At 67.6% G+C, this 18,653-nt stretch carries 10 protein-coding genes; 3 read left to right on the top strand and 7 right to left on the bottom strand.

What is annotated here, in order from left to right:
* Positions 1–673: 673 nt before the first annotated feature.
* Positions 674–1,954, top strand: coding sequence for an MFS transporter (locus IE198_RS34245; RefSeq protein WP_189893900.1), 1,281 nt, complete (start codon positions 674–676; stop codon positions 1,952–1,954).
* 217 nt (positions 1,955–2,171) lie between these two features.
* Positions 2,172–4,016 (top strand): glycoside hydrolase family 15 protein, encoded by a 1,845-nt coding sequence (locus IE198_RS34240; RefSeq protein WP_189893898.1) that lies wholly within the window; start codon positions 2,172–2,174, stop codon positions 4,014–4,016.
* On the opposite strand, the gene IE198_RS34235 is transcribed toward IE198_RS34240, so the two are convergent.
* The 7 genes from IE198_RS34235 to IE198_RS34205 form a co-directional block, all read right to left on the bottom strand.
* Positions 3,928–4,761, bottom strand: coding sequence for a class I SAM-dependent methyltransferase (locus IE198_RS34235; protein WP_189893896.1), 834 nt, complete (start codon positions 4,759–4,761; stop codon positions 3,928–3,930). The two genes, IE198_RS34240 and IE198_RS34235, sit on opposite strands and share 89 nt — an antisense overlap.
* Positions 4,762–4,768: 7 nt before the next feature.
* The gene (locus IE198_RS34230) at positions 4,769–9,250 is read right to left on the bottom strand and encodes an aminotransferase class I/II-fold pyridoxal phosphate-dependent enzyme (protein ID WP_189893904.1); all 4,482 of its coding nucleotides are present in this window, start codon (positions 9,248–9,250) and stop codon (positions 4,769–4,771) included.
* A 255-nt stretch (positions 9,251–9,505) separates the two neighbouring features.
* Positions 9,506–11,068 carry a right-handed parallel beta-helix repeat-containing protein gene (locus IE198_RS34225; protein ID WP_229834833.1) on the bottom strand — a complete coding sequence of 521 codons (1,563 nt, stop codon included), beginning with the start codon at positions 11,066–11,068 and terminating at the stop codon, positions 9,506–9,508.
* Between the two features lie 140 nt (positions 11,069–11,208).
* The gene (locus IE198_RS34220; protein ID WP_189893891.1) at positions 11,209–12,183 is read right to left on the bottom strand and encodes a UDP-glucuronic acid decarboxylase family protein; all 975 of its coding nucleotides are present in this window, start codon (positions 12,181–12,183) and stop codon (positions 11,209–11,211) included.
* A gap of 22 nt (positions 12,184–12,205) precedes the next feature.
* Positions 12,206–13,534: a UDP-glucose dehydrogenase family protein gene (locus IE198_RS34215; protein ID WP_189893889.1), complete on the bottom strand. Its 1,329-nt coding sequence runs from the start codon at positions 13,532–13,534 to the stop codon at positions 12,206–12,208.
* Positions 13,535–13,562: 28 nt separating this feature from the next.
* The gene (gene galE, locus IE198_RS34210) at positions 13,563–14,591 is read right to left on the bottom strand and encodes a UDP-glucose 4-epimerase GalE (protein WP_229834830.1); all 1,029 of its coding nucleotides are present in this window, start codon (positions 14,589–14,591) and stop codon (positions 13,563–13,565) included.
* Positions 14,592–14,642: 51 nt separating this feature from the next.
* Entirely contained in the window at positions 14,643–16,520 is a 1,878-nt protein-coding gene (locus tag IE198_RS34205) for a glycosyltransferase family 2 protein (RefSeq protein ID WP_189893887.1), read from the bottom strand.
* A 215-nt stretch (positions 16,521–16,735) separates the two neighbouring features.
* On the opposite strand from IE198_RS34205, the gene IE198_RS34200 reads away from it, so the two are divergent.
* Positions 16,736–17,524: a TetR/AcrR family transcriptional regulator gene (locus IE198_RS34200; protein WP_189893877.1), complete on the top strand. Its 789-nt coding sequence runs from the start codon at positions 16,736–16,738 to the stop codon at positions 17,522–17,524.
* Positions 17,525–18,653 lie beyond the last annotated feature (1,129 nt).

The raw sequence follows: 18,653 nt of genomic DNA, 5'->3' as shown, positions 1-18,653 counted from the left end.
CCATGTCCATGGAAACGTCCACGAGGACGACACCACTCAATCAGTGATCCGCCGGACAGAACCTAGGCCGCAGTTTTCTCATCCGTCCACACATGCGTCCCCTGCGACGACGACATCCGTGTTGATGAGCGGCACATCGCGCGACTGCGAGTACTGTGCGTACGCCGACACACTCGGCCTCCGGGTGACTGTCGAGGGCATCGAAGAGGTGGAACAGGCAAGGCCATTGACTCCACGGGCAGTTCGGCCCCGGGCAAGCGGCAGGTGACCAGCGTTGCCCGTTCCCCGTCCGATGACGGTGGATCACGGGGAACAACTTCCCGCACCACGTGTGAGCCTCGCATGGCACGCCTCATCAACAGCATCAGGCACAACGACCGGCCCGTGTCTGTCAGGGCGCCGCCCTTTCATCGCAGCCCTTGAGAGCACGTCAGGTCGGCGCGAGGAAGGAGGAACCTGTGGCCGGATCGTGGCTCGGCGACGGTGTGACACGATCCCCCCGGTGGGATGGATCCAACCGACTGCGGCAGTCCTGCCCGGTGTGCAAGCCGTTCTCACCAGGGTCCGTGACAGGCACATCCGCAGCGGCCGTCACTTTGTCGTCGAGGTCGCCCCTACCCACCGTGCGGCTCATGGAGACAGGCGCGATGTTCCTCTCGGCCCGAGGACCTGAATGAGGATCCTCGACACTGCGGGGCGCGGCCGCCGCGTACGCTTGCTGACGCCGCTTGCCCACCGCAACTTCCGGATCCTTTGGATCGGGATGAGTGTCTCGCTACTGGGCGACGGAGTGCTGCTCGTCGCGCTCGCATGGCAGGTCTACACGCTGTCAGGCACCCCCAGCGCGATGTCCGTCGTCGGTGTGGCACTGGCCACGCCGCAGATTGCGCTGGTGCTGGTCGGTGGTGTCGTCAGTGACCGCCTCGACCGTCGCAAGGTGATGCTCTCCAGTGATCTGGTCCGTGGAGCGTGCCTGGCAGTGCTGGCGATCCTCGCGCTGACGGGCACTCTGCGACTGTGGCACGTGATCTGCGTGGTCGCGGTGTACGGCGCGGCATCCGGATTCTTCCCGCCGGCATTCGACGCCACCGTGCCCACTCTCGTCCCCAAGTCGGAACTCGTGGGCGCCAACGCACTCGATCAGTTCGTCCGGCCGGCAGCCGTACAGATCGGTGGCACCGCCCTGGGCGGCGGGCTCGTCGCGGGAGTGGGACCGGGCTGGGCCTTCGGGTTCGACGCTCTCACCTTCGTCATCTCCGCAGTGTGCCTGGCCTGTCTTCCGCCCCTGCCGCCTGACGATGCCCAGGAGCGGGACTCGCTGTGGAAGGACCTGCGCAAGGGCCTGAGCTATGTGCGGGCCAACACCTGGCTCTGGGGCACCTTCGTGTCGGCCACCTTCGCGTACCTGCTGTTTCTCGGCCCGACCGAGGTTCTGCTGCCGTACATGGTCAAACACGTGCTGCACGGGTCGGCGACGGAACTGGGACTGGTGCTGACCAGCGGCGGCGTGAGCGCCATCCTTGCGGCGGTGATCGTAGGACAGTCCGGGCTGCCCCGCCGGTTCATCACCTTCATGTACTGGGCGTGGACCTTCGCCACTCTCGGGGTCGCCGGATACGGCCTCGCCACCAGCAGCTGGCAACTCGCCGTCACCTGCGCCGTGGTCAACGGGCTGGAGACGGCCGGGATCATTGCCTGGGCGACGGCGAAGCAGCGACTCGTACCCGCCGAGTTGCTCGGTCGGGTATCCAGCGTCGACTGGTTCGTCTCGCTCGCGCTCCTGCCGCTCTCCTACGCCCTCGCGGCTCCCGTGGCCGCGGCCGTGGGGGTGCGCAGGACATTCATCGGTGCCGGCGTCATCGGCGCGGTGGTCACCCTGGCCTTCCTCTATCTGCCCGGAGTGCGGGCCGTGGAGCGGGACCGGAACAGCGGCCGGGAGTGGGACACCTCATGAGTCGGCCCGGGACGCGGAAGACGCCTCCGGGCGGGGCGGCGGCCGAGCGGCGGTCGCGAGCACGCATGGGACGGACCAGTGGCGGGACCCGCTGCTGGGCGCTTTGGAGACGGCGTGCGACGCTCCGGACTCGGGCAACACGTGACCGGGTGCGACCTACGGGTGCCGATCCTAAAATTGTCACCGTGACTCCAAGAGGTTACGGCGATGTCCCCCGATGCCCAGGCTGATCGAGGACTACGCCATCATCAGCGACCTGGAGACGGCTGCCCTTGTCGGCCGGGACGGGTCGGTGGACTGGCTGTGCCTGCCCCGCTTCGACTCTCCCGCCTGCTTCGCGGCCCTGCTCGGTACGCAGGACAACGGGTACTGGCGGGTCTCGCCCGCGGGTGCGGGAACATGCAACCGCAGGGCGTACCGGGGGGAGACCCTGGTGCTGGACACCTTCTGGGAAACCGTCTCAGGCGCCGTGAAGGTCACGGACTTCATGCCGCCGCGCGCCGGTTCGCCTTGTTTGGTGCGCCGTATCGAAGGCCTCTCGGGAACGGTCGACATGCGGGGAGAGCTGAGACTGCGCTTCCACCACGGCCGAGTAGTCCCCTGGATGCGTTCCACGGAGACGTACACCCTCGCGGTGGCGGGCCCGGACTCCGTGTGGCTGGGTGCCGATCAGCAGGTGCATGTCCACGAGGCCGACGACCGCACGTTCTTCGACTTCCGGATCTCGGCGGGGGAACATCTCGCCCTGATGCTCATCTGGTCGCCTTCCCACCTGTCCGTACTTGGCTGTGGCGACCCGCATGCCGCGCTTCGCAGGACCGTCGACTTCTGGGAGGACTGGGCGGCCAAGTGCCGTTACCGGGGCCCCTGGCGCGAGGCGGTGGTGCGCTCGCTGATCACGCTGAAGGCGCTCACCTACGAGCCCACGGGCGGCATCGTCGCAGCCCCCACGACCTCCCTGCCGGAATGTATCGGAGGTGAACGCAACTGGGACTACCGGTTCTGCTGGCTCCGCGACTCCACCCTCACCCTGTCCTGTCTGCTGCGCAGCGGGTTCCGGGACGAGGCGGAGGCATGGCTGGACTGGCTGCTGCGCGCCATCGCGGGCGATCCGGCGGACCTGCAGGCGCTCTACGGCCTGGGGGGACAGCGACGGCTCCAGGAGTCACTGGCCCTGTGGCTGCCCGGGTACCAGGACTCCCAGCCCGTGCGCTTCGGCAACGCGGCGGTGAACCAGCTCCAGTTGGACGTCTACGGCGAAGTGCTGGACACGCTCCACCTCGCGCTGCGCGCGGGCATCCCCATCCAGCACCACATGTGGAGCCTGGTGAACTCTCTGATGAGCTACCTCGGTGAGCACTGGCGCGAGCCCGACGAGGGATTGTGGGAGGTGCGTGGACCCAGGCGACATTTCGTCCACTCCAAAGTGATGGCCTGGGTCGCTGCCGACCGCGCGCTGCGCATGGCGCACATGCTGGGAATGAACGGTTCGGACGGGCGCTGGCGGGAGATGCGCCGAGAGGTGCACGAAGAAGTGTGCAGACTGGGCTGGGACGACGGGCAGGGGTCGTTCGTCCAGTCCTACGGTTCCCAGGCGCTGGACGCCTCGGTGCTGCTGATCCCGAAGCTCGGTTTTCTCCCCGCCCATGACGAGCGGGTGCTGAGCACCGTCGAGGCGATCAGGGGGCTGGACGACCACGGGTTCCTGCGCCGTTATGCGCACATCCGGCAGGGGGTGCACGGCGTGGACGGGCTGCACGGGCCCGAGGGTACGTTCGTCGCGTGTTCGCTGTGGTTCGCCGACGCGCTCGCCGCGACCGGTCGTGTGGAGGAGGCGTGCGAGACCTTCGAGAGGGTCCTGGACATCCGCAACGATGTGGGTCTGCTGTCCGAACAGTGGGACCCGGAGCGGCGCCGGCAGCTCGGCAACACTCCTCAGGCGTTCAGCCATATCGCCCTGGTCGACACGGCCTTCACCCTGAGGAAGGCGTTGGACTCTCCGAGTGGCGCATCGGTGAACGCTCGCTACCGGGTCCCGCGGGACGTGACTGCCGAGTTCTGACGGCTCTCATCAGCACCATGCCGGTGTCTCCGTAGTCGGGCAGGCTGGGATCCGTGTCGATGCGGGTGACCGTGAGCCGCTCGGTGAAGGGAGCGAAGACCCTGTGCACAGCCGCCCGGTCCACCGGGCAGCCCGGCCAGCGCGACGCCTTCCCTATGCGGTAGCTCGGCATGTTCTCCATGAACGAGGCGACGAGGTAGCCGCCCGGGCGCACGGACTCGGCGAAGGAGCGGCAGAACTCGGTGAACTCGTCCAGGTCCTCGGTGACACTCTCGGCCATGAAGTTCATGGAGGCGAGGCCGTAGGAGCCGCGTGGGACCGATCGTGCATCGCTGTGCACGATGTGCACGCGGGACAGCGCGTCGGTCAGGGCGCAGGGCAGCGCTGGATCCAGCCGGCGGCACAGCGCGTAGAACGGCTGCCAGCTCTCGTCAGGGCCTTCGCGGAGCTGACGGGTCAGATAGGTGACGTTGCCGGCGCCGAGCTCGACTGCTTCGACACGGCGGCTGGCGGCGGCGGCCAGCATCAGGGGGTACAGGTTCGGCCCGGCACCGAATTCGAGGGAGCGTTCGATGGACCCGGGCGCGAACTGCCGGTAGAAGCCCGAGTGGTGTCTGATCACCGCGGCGTCACAGGGATGGAGTTCGCGGTAGTTCTCGGCCAGGTAGTCCTGGACCGGCCATCTGCCCCAGTCCACGTCCTGGTTGCGGGTCGATCCACGATTCCCGGCGGGAGGGTCGCTCATACGGGCCTCACTGCCTGGGCTGGAACTCGAACCGCTCCGTCAGGGCGGTCAGCGCGTCATTGAGCCGCTCGATGTCCTCGTCGGTGTTCAGCGCCGTCACCTGGATACGGAATCCGACACGGTGACGGGGAACGAGGGGATAGGCCGCCAGCGTGACATAGATGCCCTTGTCCCAAAGGAAGAGTGCGGCCGCGTCGATGTCGGAGGCGTCGGCGAGCGGGATCTCGATGATGGGCATGCCGTGGACGTTGGGGGTGCTGACGCCGAGCCGGTGCACATGGTTCAGGACATCGGCTGTCTTGCGGTGGAGGTCGGCGCGAATGGCGTCCCCGCGCCGCTCGTTGACGTCGAACCCGGCCAGCACCGTGGCGAGGGAGGCGGTGGGTGAAGGCCCGGAGTAGAGATAGGGTGCCGCGGCGACCTTGAGGTGCTCCTTGAGCCAGGTGGGCAGGGCGATGAAGGCGAGGAGCGAGGAGTAGGCCTTGGAGAAACCGCTGACGAGAAGGACGTCGTCGTAGGTCTCGCCGAGATGGCGGACAATGCCGTTGCCGCGGGATCCATAAGGTGATGTCTCGTCAGGACCGCGTTCACCGATGACTCCGAAGCCGTGCGCGTCATCGATGTACAGTGTGGCGCCCAGGTCCCGGCACACCCCGGCGAGTTCCCCCAGGTCGGGCAGGTTTCCCGTCATGCTGTTGACGCCGTCCAGGCACACCAGCCGGGCGGACCCCGGCGGCGCGGCCCGCAGCATTTCCCTGAGTTCGTCGGGGCGGTCGGCATGGAACCGACGCACGGACGCACCCTGTCCGCGGGCGACGAGGCAGCCGTCGTACACCGTCCGGTGTGCCTCCGCATCGACGAAGACACGCCCGTCCTCTCCGGTCAGGGCCGGGATCACCGAAGCGTGGATCAGCGTGATGGTGGGGAGGACCAAGGTGTCCGGTGCGCCGAGGAGTTCGGTGAGCCTTTCCTCGATCCGAGGATAGAGCTGCGGGTTGCCGATCATCCGTGACCAGCTGGGATGAGTGCCCCACTTCCGCACGTGCGGTTCGATCGACGCCATGATCTCCGGGTCGAAATCGAAGCCGAGGTAATTGCATGACGCGAAATCGGTCAGCCATCGGTCACCGCAGCGAATGTGTCGTCCGTCGACCTCGTCCAGGACCGCGTCGCTCATGGGACTGGTCTGGCGGAGGCGTTCAAGGTCTCCCCATCTCGGGTCGTGCCTTATGCCTCGTGCTTCCGGGGGCGCTTTGCGCATTTTTTCCTCATTCCCGGTCCCGGAGGGGACGCTTTGCGGGAACATGTGACCGGCGGCCCGAAGTTCGGGCGGAGGGCCGCTCGGCTGCCGTTGCGCCGTTCGGCCCGTCTTGTCGGTCAGACCGGCGGTCCGGGTCTGCAGCCCGCCGCTCAGCAGCGTCTCCGCCTGGTCCGCCGTCATGGGACGGGCGAACAGATAGCCCTGCCCGAAACGGCAGCCCATGGCTGTCAGCAGATCACGTTGCGCCAACTCCTCGATGCCTTCGGCGATGACCTGGAGGCCAAGGGTGTCGGCGATGCGGACGATCCCGTCGACGAGTGCCACCTGCTGGGTGTCCACGCAGATGTCGTCGATGAAGGACTTGTCGACCTTGAGGACATCGATCGGAAACTCTCTGAGATAGCTCAATGACGAGAATCCCGTACCGAAGTCGTCGATCGCAATGTTCACGCCGAGGTTTTTCAGAATCCTCATGACGGCCTGGATCTGTTCGTCCCGGCGCATCAGGACGCTTTCGGTCAGCTCCAGTGTGAGCGACCCCGGTTCCAGCCCGGCCGAATCCAGTGTGCGACGCACCTCGTCCAGGAACCCCGGGTCCCGGAACTGGCGCGCGGAAACATTGACGTTGACGCAGAGCGGGATCGGCCGTGGAGCCGCCTGCTGCCAGCGAGTGATGTCCGCCGTGGCACGTTCCAGTACCCAGGCACCGAGCGGCATGATGTGCCCGGTTTCCTCGGCGAGCGTGATGAACTCGTCCGGTGGCACCAGGCCCCTCCGCGGATGCGGCCAACGGACCAGCGCCTCGAAACCGACGACGTGGCCGTCGCCGAGGTCGACGATGGGCTGGTAGCGCAGGGCGAAACCCTCCTGTGAGACCGCAGTGGCCAGGCCGGCCTGGAGTTCGTGGCGTTCCAGCATGTCGGCATGGAGGGCGGGCTGGTATCTGCGCCACTGCCGCTTCCCCGCGGACTTGGCCGCGTAGAGGGCGAGGTCGGCGTGACCGAGGAGTTCCTCCCCGTCCGCACTGTCGAGCGCAGTGGCGATGCCCACGCTGGCCGACACGCTGACGATGCCGTCGGACAGCGGGAACGACTGGTTGAGAGTCTGGATGACCTGGGTGGCCAGTACCTCCGCATCGAGCGGTACCTTCGCCCCCTCCATCAGCACCGCGAACTCGTCGCCGCCCAGCCGGGCCGCGGTGTCACTGCGCCGCAGCGTCGACGAGAGCCGCGCAGCCACAGCGGTCAGGAGTTCGTCCCCCACCGTGTGGCCCATTGTGTCGTTGACGACCTTGAAGTCGTCCAGGTCGATGAAGAGCACACAGGCGATGGTCGACTCCCGACGGTCACGCATCAGTGCCCGCTCGATGCGCTCCAGGAGAAGCACGCGATTGGGCAGGCCGGTCAGCGAGTCGTGGAAGGCCCGGCGGGTGAGTTCCTGCTCCAGCTGACGCTGCTCGGTCACGTCCCGGAGGGTGAGGACGAGTCCGTGGACCGTCTGGTCCTCGCGCAGATTGCTGCAGCGGGCCTCGACGTCGGTGCGCCGTCCGTCGGGCCTCAGCACCCGCCAGTCCTCGTGCATGTCATGGTCACCCGTGACCCGCATTCCCGCCAGCGCCCGGCACGCCCGCTCCCGGTCCCGCGGATCGACCAGCGTCGTGAATATCGTGCCGATGAGGTGGTTGCGGCCGAACATGCCGTCGGCCGACGGGCTCGCGTACCGGACGGTGTTGTCGTCGTCCAGGATGAGGATCACGTCCGAGGCGTTGTGCACCAGCGTACGGAAGTACGCCTCGCTGTTGCGGCGGTTGACCTCCTGGCTGAGTCCGACCCGCTCCATCGCCAGCGCCGCCTGGGAGGCCAGGATTTCCAGCGAACTCCACAGCTCCATCAGTTTGCGTTCGGGGCCCGCCACGAACAGGGCACCGACGAGTGGTTCCCCGGTCGGCCTGTCCGGCAGGGCCAGGGGACACAGCAGCGCGCTCTCTGCATTGTGCAGACCGGCGACCACGCGTCGGTCGAGTTCACCGAGCGGCACCAGCCGCGCCTGGTGATTGCTGAGCACCGAGACCAGGTTGGGCCCGGCGTCGCCGGCCCGGCTGATCCTCCAGTCCCACGCCTGTGACTCCGTGTGCACGGCGTACAGGCCCCTGTCCCCCTCCGAGGCCAGCAGCACGGTCCTGTGCGGTACGCCGGGCCCGAACAGCGCGTTCACCGCCTTCTCGACGGAGTTGGCCACCTCGCGTGGTCTGACCGCTGTCAGCAGTGAGGCGGCGGCCATCCGCAGGGCGCGTTCCCTGGCCACGGCCTGCCGGTGGACTCCCACCGCGCCCGCGAGCCGCAGGATGACGAGGAGGAACAGTGCCGTGGAGAACACGGCGATGACGCCGGCGTCACTGACCTCGCCCCGAAGGGCCTGGTAGAGCAGAATGCCGGGCGCCACCAGCGAGGCGACCGCGAGCAGGGCGAGCCTGTGCTTGGGCGGGGAGGTGGGCGAACCGGGCCGGGGCACCTGCTCGGTCAAGTCCCGCATGGTCGGATGGAGTGCGGCGAGACCCCACGCGGTGAAGAAGACCACCCAGCCCAGGTCCATGGGGGTACCGACCTGCCAGGTGCCCTTCAACTGCAGCAGCCCGTACAGCACGTCGGAAACGAGGATGCCCACGGTGCCGAGGGTGAGCAACTGCATGCTGCGCGCGATGCGGACACCCGAGGCGAGCAGGCGGGTGAGCATCGTCAGCATCAGCACATCGCCCAGCGGATAGGCGATCGAGATCGCGCGCTGTATCCAGGTCATTCCCTCCGCCTGGCTCAGTGGACCGATCAGGTAGACCCAGAGGAGAACGGCCAGACCGGCAGTGAAAACCAGCGCGTCGAGCAGGCTCGGCAAGTCTCTTCCCGGCCAGCGGTAGTGGATGAAACCGATGAGTCCGGCGGCGAACAGAGGATAGGTGGACAGGTAGAAGGCATCCGCCACCGAGGGGAAGGGGTTGCTCTGATCGAAGAAGCTGTTGAGAATGTTGTACGCGGTGTCGCCCGCGGTGAAGGCGAGGTTTGCGGCGGCAAGCGCCAGCCAGGGCCAGCGACGGGCCGGCCGGTTGATGTGGATTCCCCACAGGATGGCGACGACGCCGGCGAGCCCCATGGCGGCCCACATGGTCGTACGCCGGTCCGGCTGGGTCAGATACAGCACCGTGCAGGGGACCACGAAGGCGAGGTAGCAAGCCATCAACCGGTGGATCCGCGTCAAGGAAACCGCCTCCTCACGCGGGAGGGAACCGGTGGATGGGCATCGACCACCCTGCCAAAGGTCGTGGAACCGCCAACGGCGGACGAGGACCGCTCGACCAGAACTACCCGTGGCGACCTGGGAGTTGCAGGGTCTCCATTTCAAGGCTAGGCGCGGAAGGCCCTTGGTGCATCTCGGGAATGGCACCCTCCTCGGAAGCGGCCTTGGGGGGCACCACGCTGCCCGGCAGGGCGGTCATGAGTCCCGCCCGTCGGCGCGGCTCGCTCCGTCCGTCTCCATCAGGGCGGCTCCGACCGGCATCGTCCGCCCGAGCGCCTCGCCGAAGTAGTCCTGCCCGCCCGCATCGATCCCGAACAGCGAGCGCAGGTCGAGGCCCTTGTCAGCCAAGGCGTCGCACACGGGCACCAACAGAGCGGCGTCGCTCGCCTCGTTGACCACCGGTGCCTTCCCTCCTCTGAAGCAGGGGTCGGCCTCGAAGCCCGACTTCCGGCCGTCCGTCATCTCCTGACCGGTGGAGGACCGCCACTCCGCGAGACCGGAGTAGGTCTTGCCACCCCACTGCACGACCCCGCGGCCGGCGGTGCTGTAATAGTCGTTCCCCTGCCACAGGGCCTGTCCGGTCCCGAACGCCTTGTCCGCCACGATGAGCAGTGGACTGTCCGTGACGAGGATGTTGTTACGGAAAGTCATGTTCCGGCCTTCGGCGGTCACGCGCACGGCGGGGCCGGCCCGCACTGCGTCGGTCATCACCACGGTGTTGTTGTACACCTGAAGCCCGTGCATCACGTTTCCGTGCACATGGATTGCGCCTTTCTCCGGCCATTTACGTGCGTCATTACTGCTGAGGTTGAAGCGGAACACATTGTCGTTGTGGGCGTCGTTCTTCTTGCTGGTGTACGCGTGGAATCCCGGGCCGTCGTTACCGAATGCAAGGTTGTACTGAACGGTCGAATCCGAGACGTTCGAGTCGAGCCCGAAGCCTGCTCCGTCGACCCGTGAGCCCGTGTGATTGCGGTAGCTGCGGTTGTGTTCCATGAGAAGGTCGGTGGAGTCGTAGCTCCAGATGCCGATCGGTCCCTCCCCGGCTTCGGTCGAGGCGTGGGCCCCGTTGTCATGAGCACTCGAGTCCTGGATCCGCCCGCCCCGGACACTGCCGAAGACGATGCCGTTCCCGGTGTGCCGATCGGCGGCATGGGGGTCACCCGCGTTGTGGTGCGCCTCGACCCCCGACACCACCACATCCTCGTGGGCATATCCGGTGGGGGCTTCCTCATGGGTTGCCGGACCGTACGCCAGGAGCCCGATGTCCTTGTTGTTCCGCAGTACGGAGTCCCTGATCCGTACCTCCTGGAAGCCGGTCGTCCGACTGGCACTGCCGATCTGAATGCCGATGTGGAAACCGGAAACCTCCACTTCGGCAACCGACACGTGCCGCAGTCTCTCGCCGTCGGGCCTGTCACTGTAGACATGGACGCCACCGTGAGAGGTATAGGCGCCGTTCCCGCCGACGATCGCCAACTCCCGGATTTCCACCCCCGCGGTGTTGTGGACGCTGAGGCCCGGCGTGTTGTCCGCAACGATCGTGGCCCTCCCGCCGCCGTAGCTGCTGACGACCACGGGCCTGTCCGCGCGGCCCGCCTCGTCCTCGCCCAGCTTGAGCGAGCCCGGGAAACGGCCTCCTCCCCGAAGCAGCAGCCGGTCGCCGGGCTCGAAGGCTCTTGCGTCGGCGCGTGCGAGCGACCGCCACGCCTGCCCCGGGGACCGGCCGTCATTGTCGTCGTCGCCGTCGGGACTCACGTAGTAACTGCGGGCGGGTGTGTAATGCGGAGTTCCGGCGCAGCCTGCGAAGAGAGCAGCCGTGAGCGCCGCCGGCGCGGCCGCGAGAATGCACCGGCGGCAGCGCCCCGGGCGCCGAGCGGAACGGTTTCGCATCCCGATCAGCACCCTACGGACTCCCGGGCCGTTCGACCCGCCGAGGAGCGGCCGCGCCTGGACCTGAACCATCCCACGGTGTTCCGCAGGCCTTCCTCGATCGTCACCTGGGGGAACCAGTCGAGCTCATGCTGCGCCCGCGAGATGACGGGACGCCGCCTCGCAGGATCGTCCACGGGCAGCGGACGGAACTCCAGTCCCGAGGCCGAACCGGTCGTCTCCCGCACCAGTTCCGCGAGTTCCCGTACCGTCCGCTCGCTGGGATTGCCCAGGTTGAAGGGCCCGGAAAGATCCGAGTCGATCATGGCGACGATGCCCCGGACCAGGTCGTCCACGTAGCAGAAACTCCGTGTCTGGCTTCCGTCCCCGTAGATGGTGAGCGGTTCGCCGTCCAGTGCCTGCCGGATGAAGGTGGACACCACCCGGCCGTCGTGGGGGCGCATCCTCGGTCCGTACGTATTGAAGATCCGCAGGATGCCGACGTTCGCGGCCAGGCTGCGCCGGTACGCCATGGACAGCGCTTCGGCGAACCGTTTGGCCTCGTCGTACACGCTGCGAGGCCCCACCGGGTTGACATTCCCCCAGTAGTCCTCCCGCTGGGGGTGGACCACCGGGTCGCCGTACACCTCGCTGGTCGAGGCGAGGACGAAACGTGCGTGGTGGCGGACCGCCAGCCGCAGGGCGTTCTCCGTCCCCCTGCTGCCCACGGCCAGCGTCTCCAGGGGGCGGCGGTGGTAGTCGGGCGGCGAGGCGGGGCTGGCGAGGTGCGCCACGGCGTCCAGCGGTCCCGGCACGTCGAATGCGGCGGTGACGTCGGCGCGGACGAAGGTGAAACCTGGGTGTCCTCTCAGATGTGCCGTGTTCTCCGGGTCAGCGGTCGAGAAATCGTCCACGCACAGGACCCGGTCTCCTCTGTGTAGCAGGGCGTCGCACAGGTGCGACCCTAGAAATCCGCCCCCACCAGTGACCACCACATACATGACTCCTCCAGAGTTCGCGCGTTCAGGCGGCGTACGCGCCGCTGATCCGGGGACGGCCGAGTGCGCTCAGCGTCCAGCCCGCCGACTGCCAGGAGGCGGCGTCCAAGGTGTCCCGCGCGTCGAGGATCTTCCGGCTGCGGACCACGGGGCCGAGTTCGGCGGGGGAGATCTCGCGGTACTCGGGCCATGCCGTCAGATGCAGCACGAGATCCGCGTCCTCACACGCCTTGGGCACGTCGAGGGTGTACTGCAGCCCGGGGAACTTGCGCCGGGCGTTGTCGACGGCTTCCGGGTCGTGCACCCGGACCTCGGCGCCCACGCGCCGCATGGACGCCGCGACATCCAGGGCGGGGGAGTCCCGCACGTCGTCGCTTTCGGGCTTGAAGGCCGCTCCCAGGACCGCGATGCGCCGGTCGGTGAAGGAGCCGCCCACCAGGTTCCGTGCCATGTCCACCGTGCGACGCCGCTGCCGGGTGTTGATCTCGTCGACCTGGTGGAGGAAGGCGATCGAGTCGCCGACCCCCAGTTCCTCGGCGCGCGCCGCGAAGGCACGGATGTCCTTCGGGAAACAACTGCCGCCGAAGCCCAGACCGGGCTGCAGGAACCGGTGTCCGATGCGCGAATCCTGGCCGACGGCCTCGGCCAGCGTCACCACGTCGGCGCCTGCCGCGTCACACACCTCGGCCATGGCGTTGATGAAGGAGATCTTGGTGGCGAGGAAGGCGTTCGACGCCACCTTGACGAGTTCGGCCGTGGCGGGGTCCGTGCTGAAGAAGGGGACTCCGCTGATCAGCATGGGCTCGTAGATCTCCCGCAGGGTCGCCTCGGCACGCCGTGACTCGACGCCGACGACGATCCGTTCGGGACGCCGGGTGTCGGCCACGGCGAACCCCTCACGCAGGAACTCGGGGTTCCAGGCGATCTCGCTGTGCGGTGCGACGGCCTGCAGGCGTGCGGCCAGGCGGGCGGTCGTGCCGACGGGCACCGTGGACTTGCCGACGATCAGGCTGCCGGGCTGCAGATGCGGTGCCATGCCGTCGACGACGGCGTCGACGTAGCGTGTGTCGGCCGCCTCACCGCCGGGCACCTGCGGGGTTCCCACGCACACGAAGTGCAGGCGTGCGAACCGGGCGGCTTCTGTTGTGGAGGTGGAGAAGCGCAGCCGTCCCGACTTGACGGTACGGGCGAGGATTGCGTTCAGGCCGGCCTCGTAGATCGGTGCGTGCCCCGCGGTCAGGGCCGCGACCCGTTCTTCGTCGATGTCCACGCCGAGGACCTCGTGGCCGATGTCCGCCATGCACGCGGCATGGACCACCCCGACGTATCCGGTGCCGATGACTGTCATCCGCATGTCGTTCTCCTTGATGAGGGCGGACGGTTCAGTCCGCGTAGCCGAGGGGGTTGAGCTGCCGGAACCGCCATGCGTCCTTGCACATCGCGGCGAGATTACGGGTCGGGTGCCAGCCCCATTCGTGTGCGACCACGCGGGGATCGGCCACGAGTTCGCTCACGTCGCCGGGGCGGCGGTCCTCGACGGTGTACGGGATCTCCTTTCCGCATGCCTCGCCGAAGGCGGCCAGCAGTTCCAGGACGGAAGTGCCGGATCCGACGCCGAGGTTGAACACCCGCATTCCGGGTGCGTCGTCGAGATGCTCCAGTGCCACCCGGTGTGCCTCGGCGACATCCATGACATGGATATAGTCACGGACCCCGGTGCCGTCCCGGGTGGCGTAGTCGCTGCCGTACACCGTGACGTTCTTCCGCTCGCCGTCGGCGACCTGTGCCAGGCGAGGCATCAGGTTGACGTCGCCGCCACGGGGGGACTCGCCGAGCAGGCCGCTGGGATGTGCACCCACGGGGTTGAAATAGCGCAGGGACAGCACGCTGAACTCGGGACGGAGCCGGCACACGTCGGCGAGTATCTGCTCGCACGCCCACTTCGATGCGGCGTAGGGGTTCGTGGGCCGGGCCGGATCGTGCTCGTTCAGTGGCACCTTGTCGGTCTCGCCGTAGATGGAGCAGGACGAGGAGAACACCATCTGGTGCACGCCGTGTTCGTCCATCGCTCGCAGCAGGGCGGTCGTACCGCCGATGTTGGTGTCGTAGTACTCGATCGGCTTCCGCATCGACTCGCCGACGGCCTTCTTCCCGGCGAAGTGCACCACCGCGTCCACGGAATGATGCTCGAAGACGTCGGAGAGCGCGTGCCTGTTGCGCAGATCCAGTCGGTAGACGGCGCTCAGATAGCAGTCGGCGACCTTCTGCACCCGGGAGAAGACCTGGGGCGAGCTGTTGGAGTAGTCGTCGACCACCACCAGCGCGTAGCCGTGATCGAGCAGTTCGACACAGGTGTGGCTGCCGATGAAGCCCGCTCCACCGGTGATCAGGATGGTTGAGGGTGTTGGCACGGGCCTCTCCTTTGCAAGTTCATGAAAATGGTTGACTGCGGACACAGGGGCTCACCAGCCGAGAACAGCGGCCGCGTAGGCGAGGAAGAACGTGATGGCCACAATGGAAGGGACGATGGAGACGACACCGACGAGCAGCGGTGTCCTCGCTGTGGCGAGGGCGGTACGGAACGTCGTGCCGGTCGCCCGGGATGTCTCCCGTACGTGCAGCAAGGGGACTGCCAGTGCGACCGCCCCGTAGAGCACAGCGCCGAGCAGCGACAGGAAGACGTAGCCCACCGCGGGACGCATCAGCTCTCCGAACAGGGTGACGCCGGCCAGTGACACCGCCAGAACGGCGAAGGGCAGCACCAGACGGGTCAGCAGGGGTTCGAAGCCGCTGCGTTGCTTGGGTGTGACCTTGAAGACCACCGGCCGCGGGCGCAGCTGCTGCCGCGCCGCCCCCAGGACGCCCCAGACGATGTAGGGCCAGCGGGCGAGGGCGAACAGCCAGATCTCCCAACTGATGACGGGTGCGGAGGGCGGGCGCAGCAGTCCGCAGCGCCGCATGAGGAGCAGCGCCAGGAGGACCCAGAGGGGCATGAACCAGAAGTGGAGCAGGAAGTCGAAGTAGTTGACGTTCATCCATGGCAGTCCGGTGACCACCGCGATCGGCGGCAGTGACATTCCGGCCAGGACGGTCAGTGCGAGCAGCGGGTAGTAGCCCAGCGCGTAGGCGAAACGCAGACGGGGCAGCACGGGCATACGGCCCAGGTGGTGCCAGATGAGACTGAAGAGCATGGTGGTGAGGCTGCGGGACCACTGGTATTCCTGGGTGACCATGTCGGCGAAGGTGAGCGGCCCGTCGCCGTGTGCCTCGGCGTCTATCGCGAATGCCCCTTGCCAGCCTGCCGAGTTGAGAAGCAGCGTCGTGGAGAAGTCCTCCGCGAGTTCCGGTCCGAGACCCCCGATGTCGCGCAGTGCGGCGGTGCGGACGGCGTAGTGCGAGCCGATGCACATCGGTGCGAGTCCGTTGGTGTGGCCGAGCTGCACGGCTCCGTGCCAGACGGCCTCCCGGTACAGCCGGCCCCGCGCGGACCACGACTGGGCGGCGTTGACGTCGCAGACGCTCGGAGCGGCCACGTACCCGATGGCCGGGTCGGCGAACGGCCTCACCATCTCGGCAAGGTAGGTGGGGGCCGGGACATGGTCGCAGTCGAGCTGGGAGACGACGGCGTAGTCGCGGTAGCCCCAGCGGTCGTAGAAGTAGGCGAGGTTGCCTTCCTTGCAGCGGGTACGCCGGGGCCAGGTGGTCCGGTGGTACGCGGAGACGTCCCGGCGGCACGACACATGGACGCCGTGGCGACGGCACCACTGGACGATCTCCTCGGTGGGGTCCTCGTCGCACAGCCAGACGTCGTACGGATGGGGGAAGTCCTGGGCCTTCATGGCTTCGACGGTTCTGCGGACCGTGCACCACTCTTCCGAGGGGGCTCGGGTCACCACGAAGGCGACGGTCAGGGCGGGGACCTCCAACGCGGGGTTCACCCGCTTCAGCCGGCTGACGGTGAACAGGAAATAGAAGGGGAGTGCCGTCAGGTACAGCAGCAGGACGCTGTTGACGATCAGTCCGGCCCATCCGACCCGGTGCTCCGGCGCGAGCCACCACACCCAGAACCAGGTGAAGGCCAGCGCCCAGCTGACGGCCAGTCCGATGACGACGGCCTGGTCCCCGCCGGACAGCACGCGCACGAAGGTGTCGGGGCGTACCGACCGAGTGGGCGGGCGCCACCTGAAGATGGGGCCTTCCGGCGTGATCCGTGCGACACGTCCACCGGAGAGCTTCCGGATCTGTGCCTCCAGTGGCGTCCCAGTCCCCGAATCGGACATGACGCTGCCGTCACTGGTGTCACTGATGTCGCTGGAGGTTGCGAGGCGCCTGGGGGCCATGAGAACGCTCCGTGATCGGTCGCGTACTGAGCGGGTCGGCTTGGGCCGCGTCGGGCCTATGGCCGCGCCTTGAGCTGCGGCGATCGCATATGCCGGAATCTGGGCCTGTATCCGTACTTCGTATATTTACGATGTATACGTACACTTTCTACCGTGGACCGCATATGGTCAAGGGGGTCAGGCCGAAAGGCTCATCCCGCCGCTGGAGGCGACACATGACCAGGGAGACGGGGCAGGGCGCGGGCCGGCGTGCCGGTGATCGGGGCCGCTACGGGCGGCTGAGCCGGGAGCGGGTCCTTGCCACCGCTCTGGAAGTGGTCGATCGTGAGGGGCTCGGGGCGCTGAGCATGCGACGACTGGGCGCCGAGCTGGGCGTCGAGGCCATGGCGCTGTACCGGTACGCGGCGGGCAAGGAAGCTCTGCTGGACGGCCTGGTCGAGGCGCTGTACATGGAGCTGGAGGACGTGCTGGCGGCTGAGTCCCGCGAGGCGGGGCCCCCGACCGTGAACGCCTCGCGGCCGTCTCCCGCGTGGCGCACGGAACTCCACCACATCGCCCGCGAAACCTACTTGGTCGCCCTGCGCCACCCCCACGCCGTGCCCCTGCTGGCGACACGGATGCTGGCAGTCCCTCTCGCACGCCGCCCTCCGGCCGTACTCCGGGACCACGAGCGGGTCCTGGTCCTGCTGCAACAGGCGGGTCTGGACGACGCCGCCGCGGCACGAACCCATCGGGCATACACCGCCTGGCTGCTCGGCTATGTCTTCGTCGAGCTCCGGGCCATGGTGGACGCTCCCGACGAGTCCGATCCGGCGTTCCGACTCGGCCTGCACCGGATGTCGGCGCAGGAACTGCCCCGGCTCCGTGCGGCCACCGCCGACCTCGCCGAGCGTGAGGGAACGAAGGGACTCGCCGCGGGTCTGGACGCTCTGCTCGACGGCTGTGTTCCGAACGGCGGCGACTCGCCTGCCGCCGACGGGGCCGCACCAGGGCCGCCGCGGTGATCACGACCCAGGGTCATGCCGCAGACGCAATCCGGCAGTCGCTGAACGACGGACGGCGCCTCGGCACCGAAGCCGACCAGTCGCATCGGCCCTTAGCGGCCCGGAAACCGGACGCAGACCTGTAGCTCCTTGGTGATCACCGCGCTGCCTCGAGCGAACAGCTCGGCCGCATGAAGCCGTAACTCCCGGCGGAACCAGTGCCGTTCATCGGTCAGCTCGCCCTTGTGGATAGCGCACGCCCGGCTACAGCGCAGAGCCCCGGAGCCATCAGCCGCTACGACACGACGATCAGTAGGTGACTCTCCGACGGTGGAAGCTGCGGGACCTTGTTCACACGCTGTGGCGGAGGGGTCGACGGCCGCGCCGTCGCGGTCACCGCCCTTCATTACCTCTGCGAAGGCGCCTGGGGTGCGTTCCAGAGGGGCGACCGGGGCTTCATCACTGCGGGGCGGCGGGGGCGTGGGCAACGAGGATTTCGGCGCCGCCCAGCGGCCCTCGGCGGTCGCACGGAAGGATGCGCAATGATCAGCCTCGATCGGCGAAAAAATGCAACGAATCAGCCCACGACGTGCAACGTATCGCCGTTGTCGGGCGTCGATCACGACCGTATCGTTACGCCGCACCGGGGTACCCGTCCCGCGGATCCCCGGAACGGGACGATGCCGACCGTGTGCCACTGACAACCGTCCGTGGATCACCGTCGTCGTGTGGTTCCGCCTGCCTCAACCCTTGGGTCACCCCCTGAGCATCCAGAGCATGACGTGCACGGCGCTCACCCACGCCGCCGTTCGTCCTGCCGGCGAGGTGGTGATCGCAACGGTGGGTGGTGAGGCAGACCCGGTCCGGCACTGCTGGAGGCCTGGCCGGCCGGACAAGGGCAATGCCGGATCAGTGCCGGCCGGCTCGGCACACCTCTTCCCGCGCGTTGCTTGCCGCCGCCGGCCGCGGCAAACCGTGCACAACACTTCCCCCAGTCCCCGACGTAAAGTGGAGCTCGATCATGTCCTCATCCTCTGTATTCAGACGTGTGCCCCAGGTCGGCGCATCGATTGCCTGTCTCGGCCTGCTGCTGACCGCGTGTGGCGACCAGACGGACAGTGGAGCCAAGGAGTCGGAGACCAAGGGCAAC

This window comes from Streptomyces xantholiticus (assembly GCF_014651015.1).
Taxonomy (GTDB): Bacteria; Actinomycetota; Actinomycetes; order Streptomycetales; family Streptomycetaceae; genus Streptomyces; species Streptomyces xantholiticus.
This window is presented reverse-complemented; position numbering and strand designations above follow the sequence as displayed.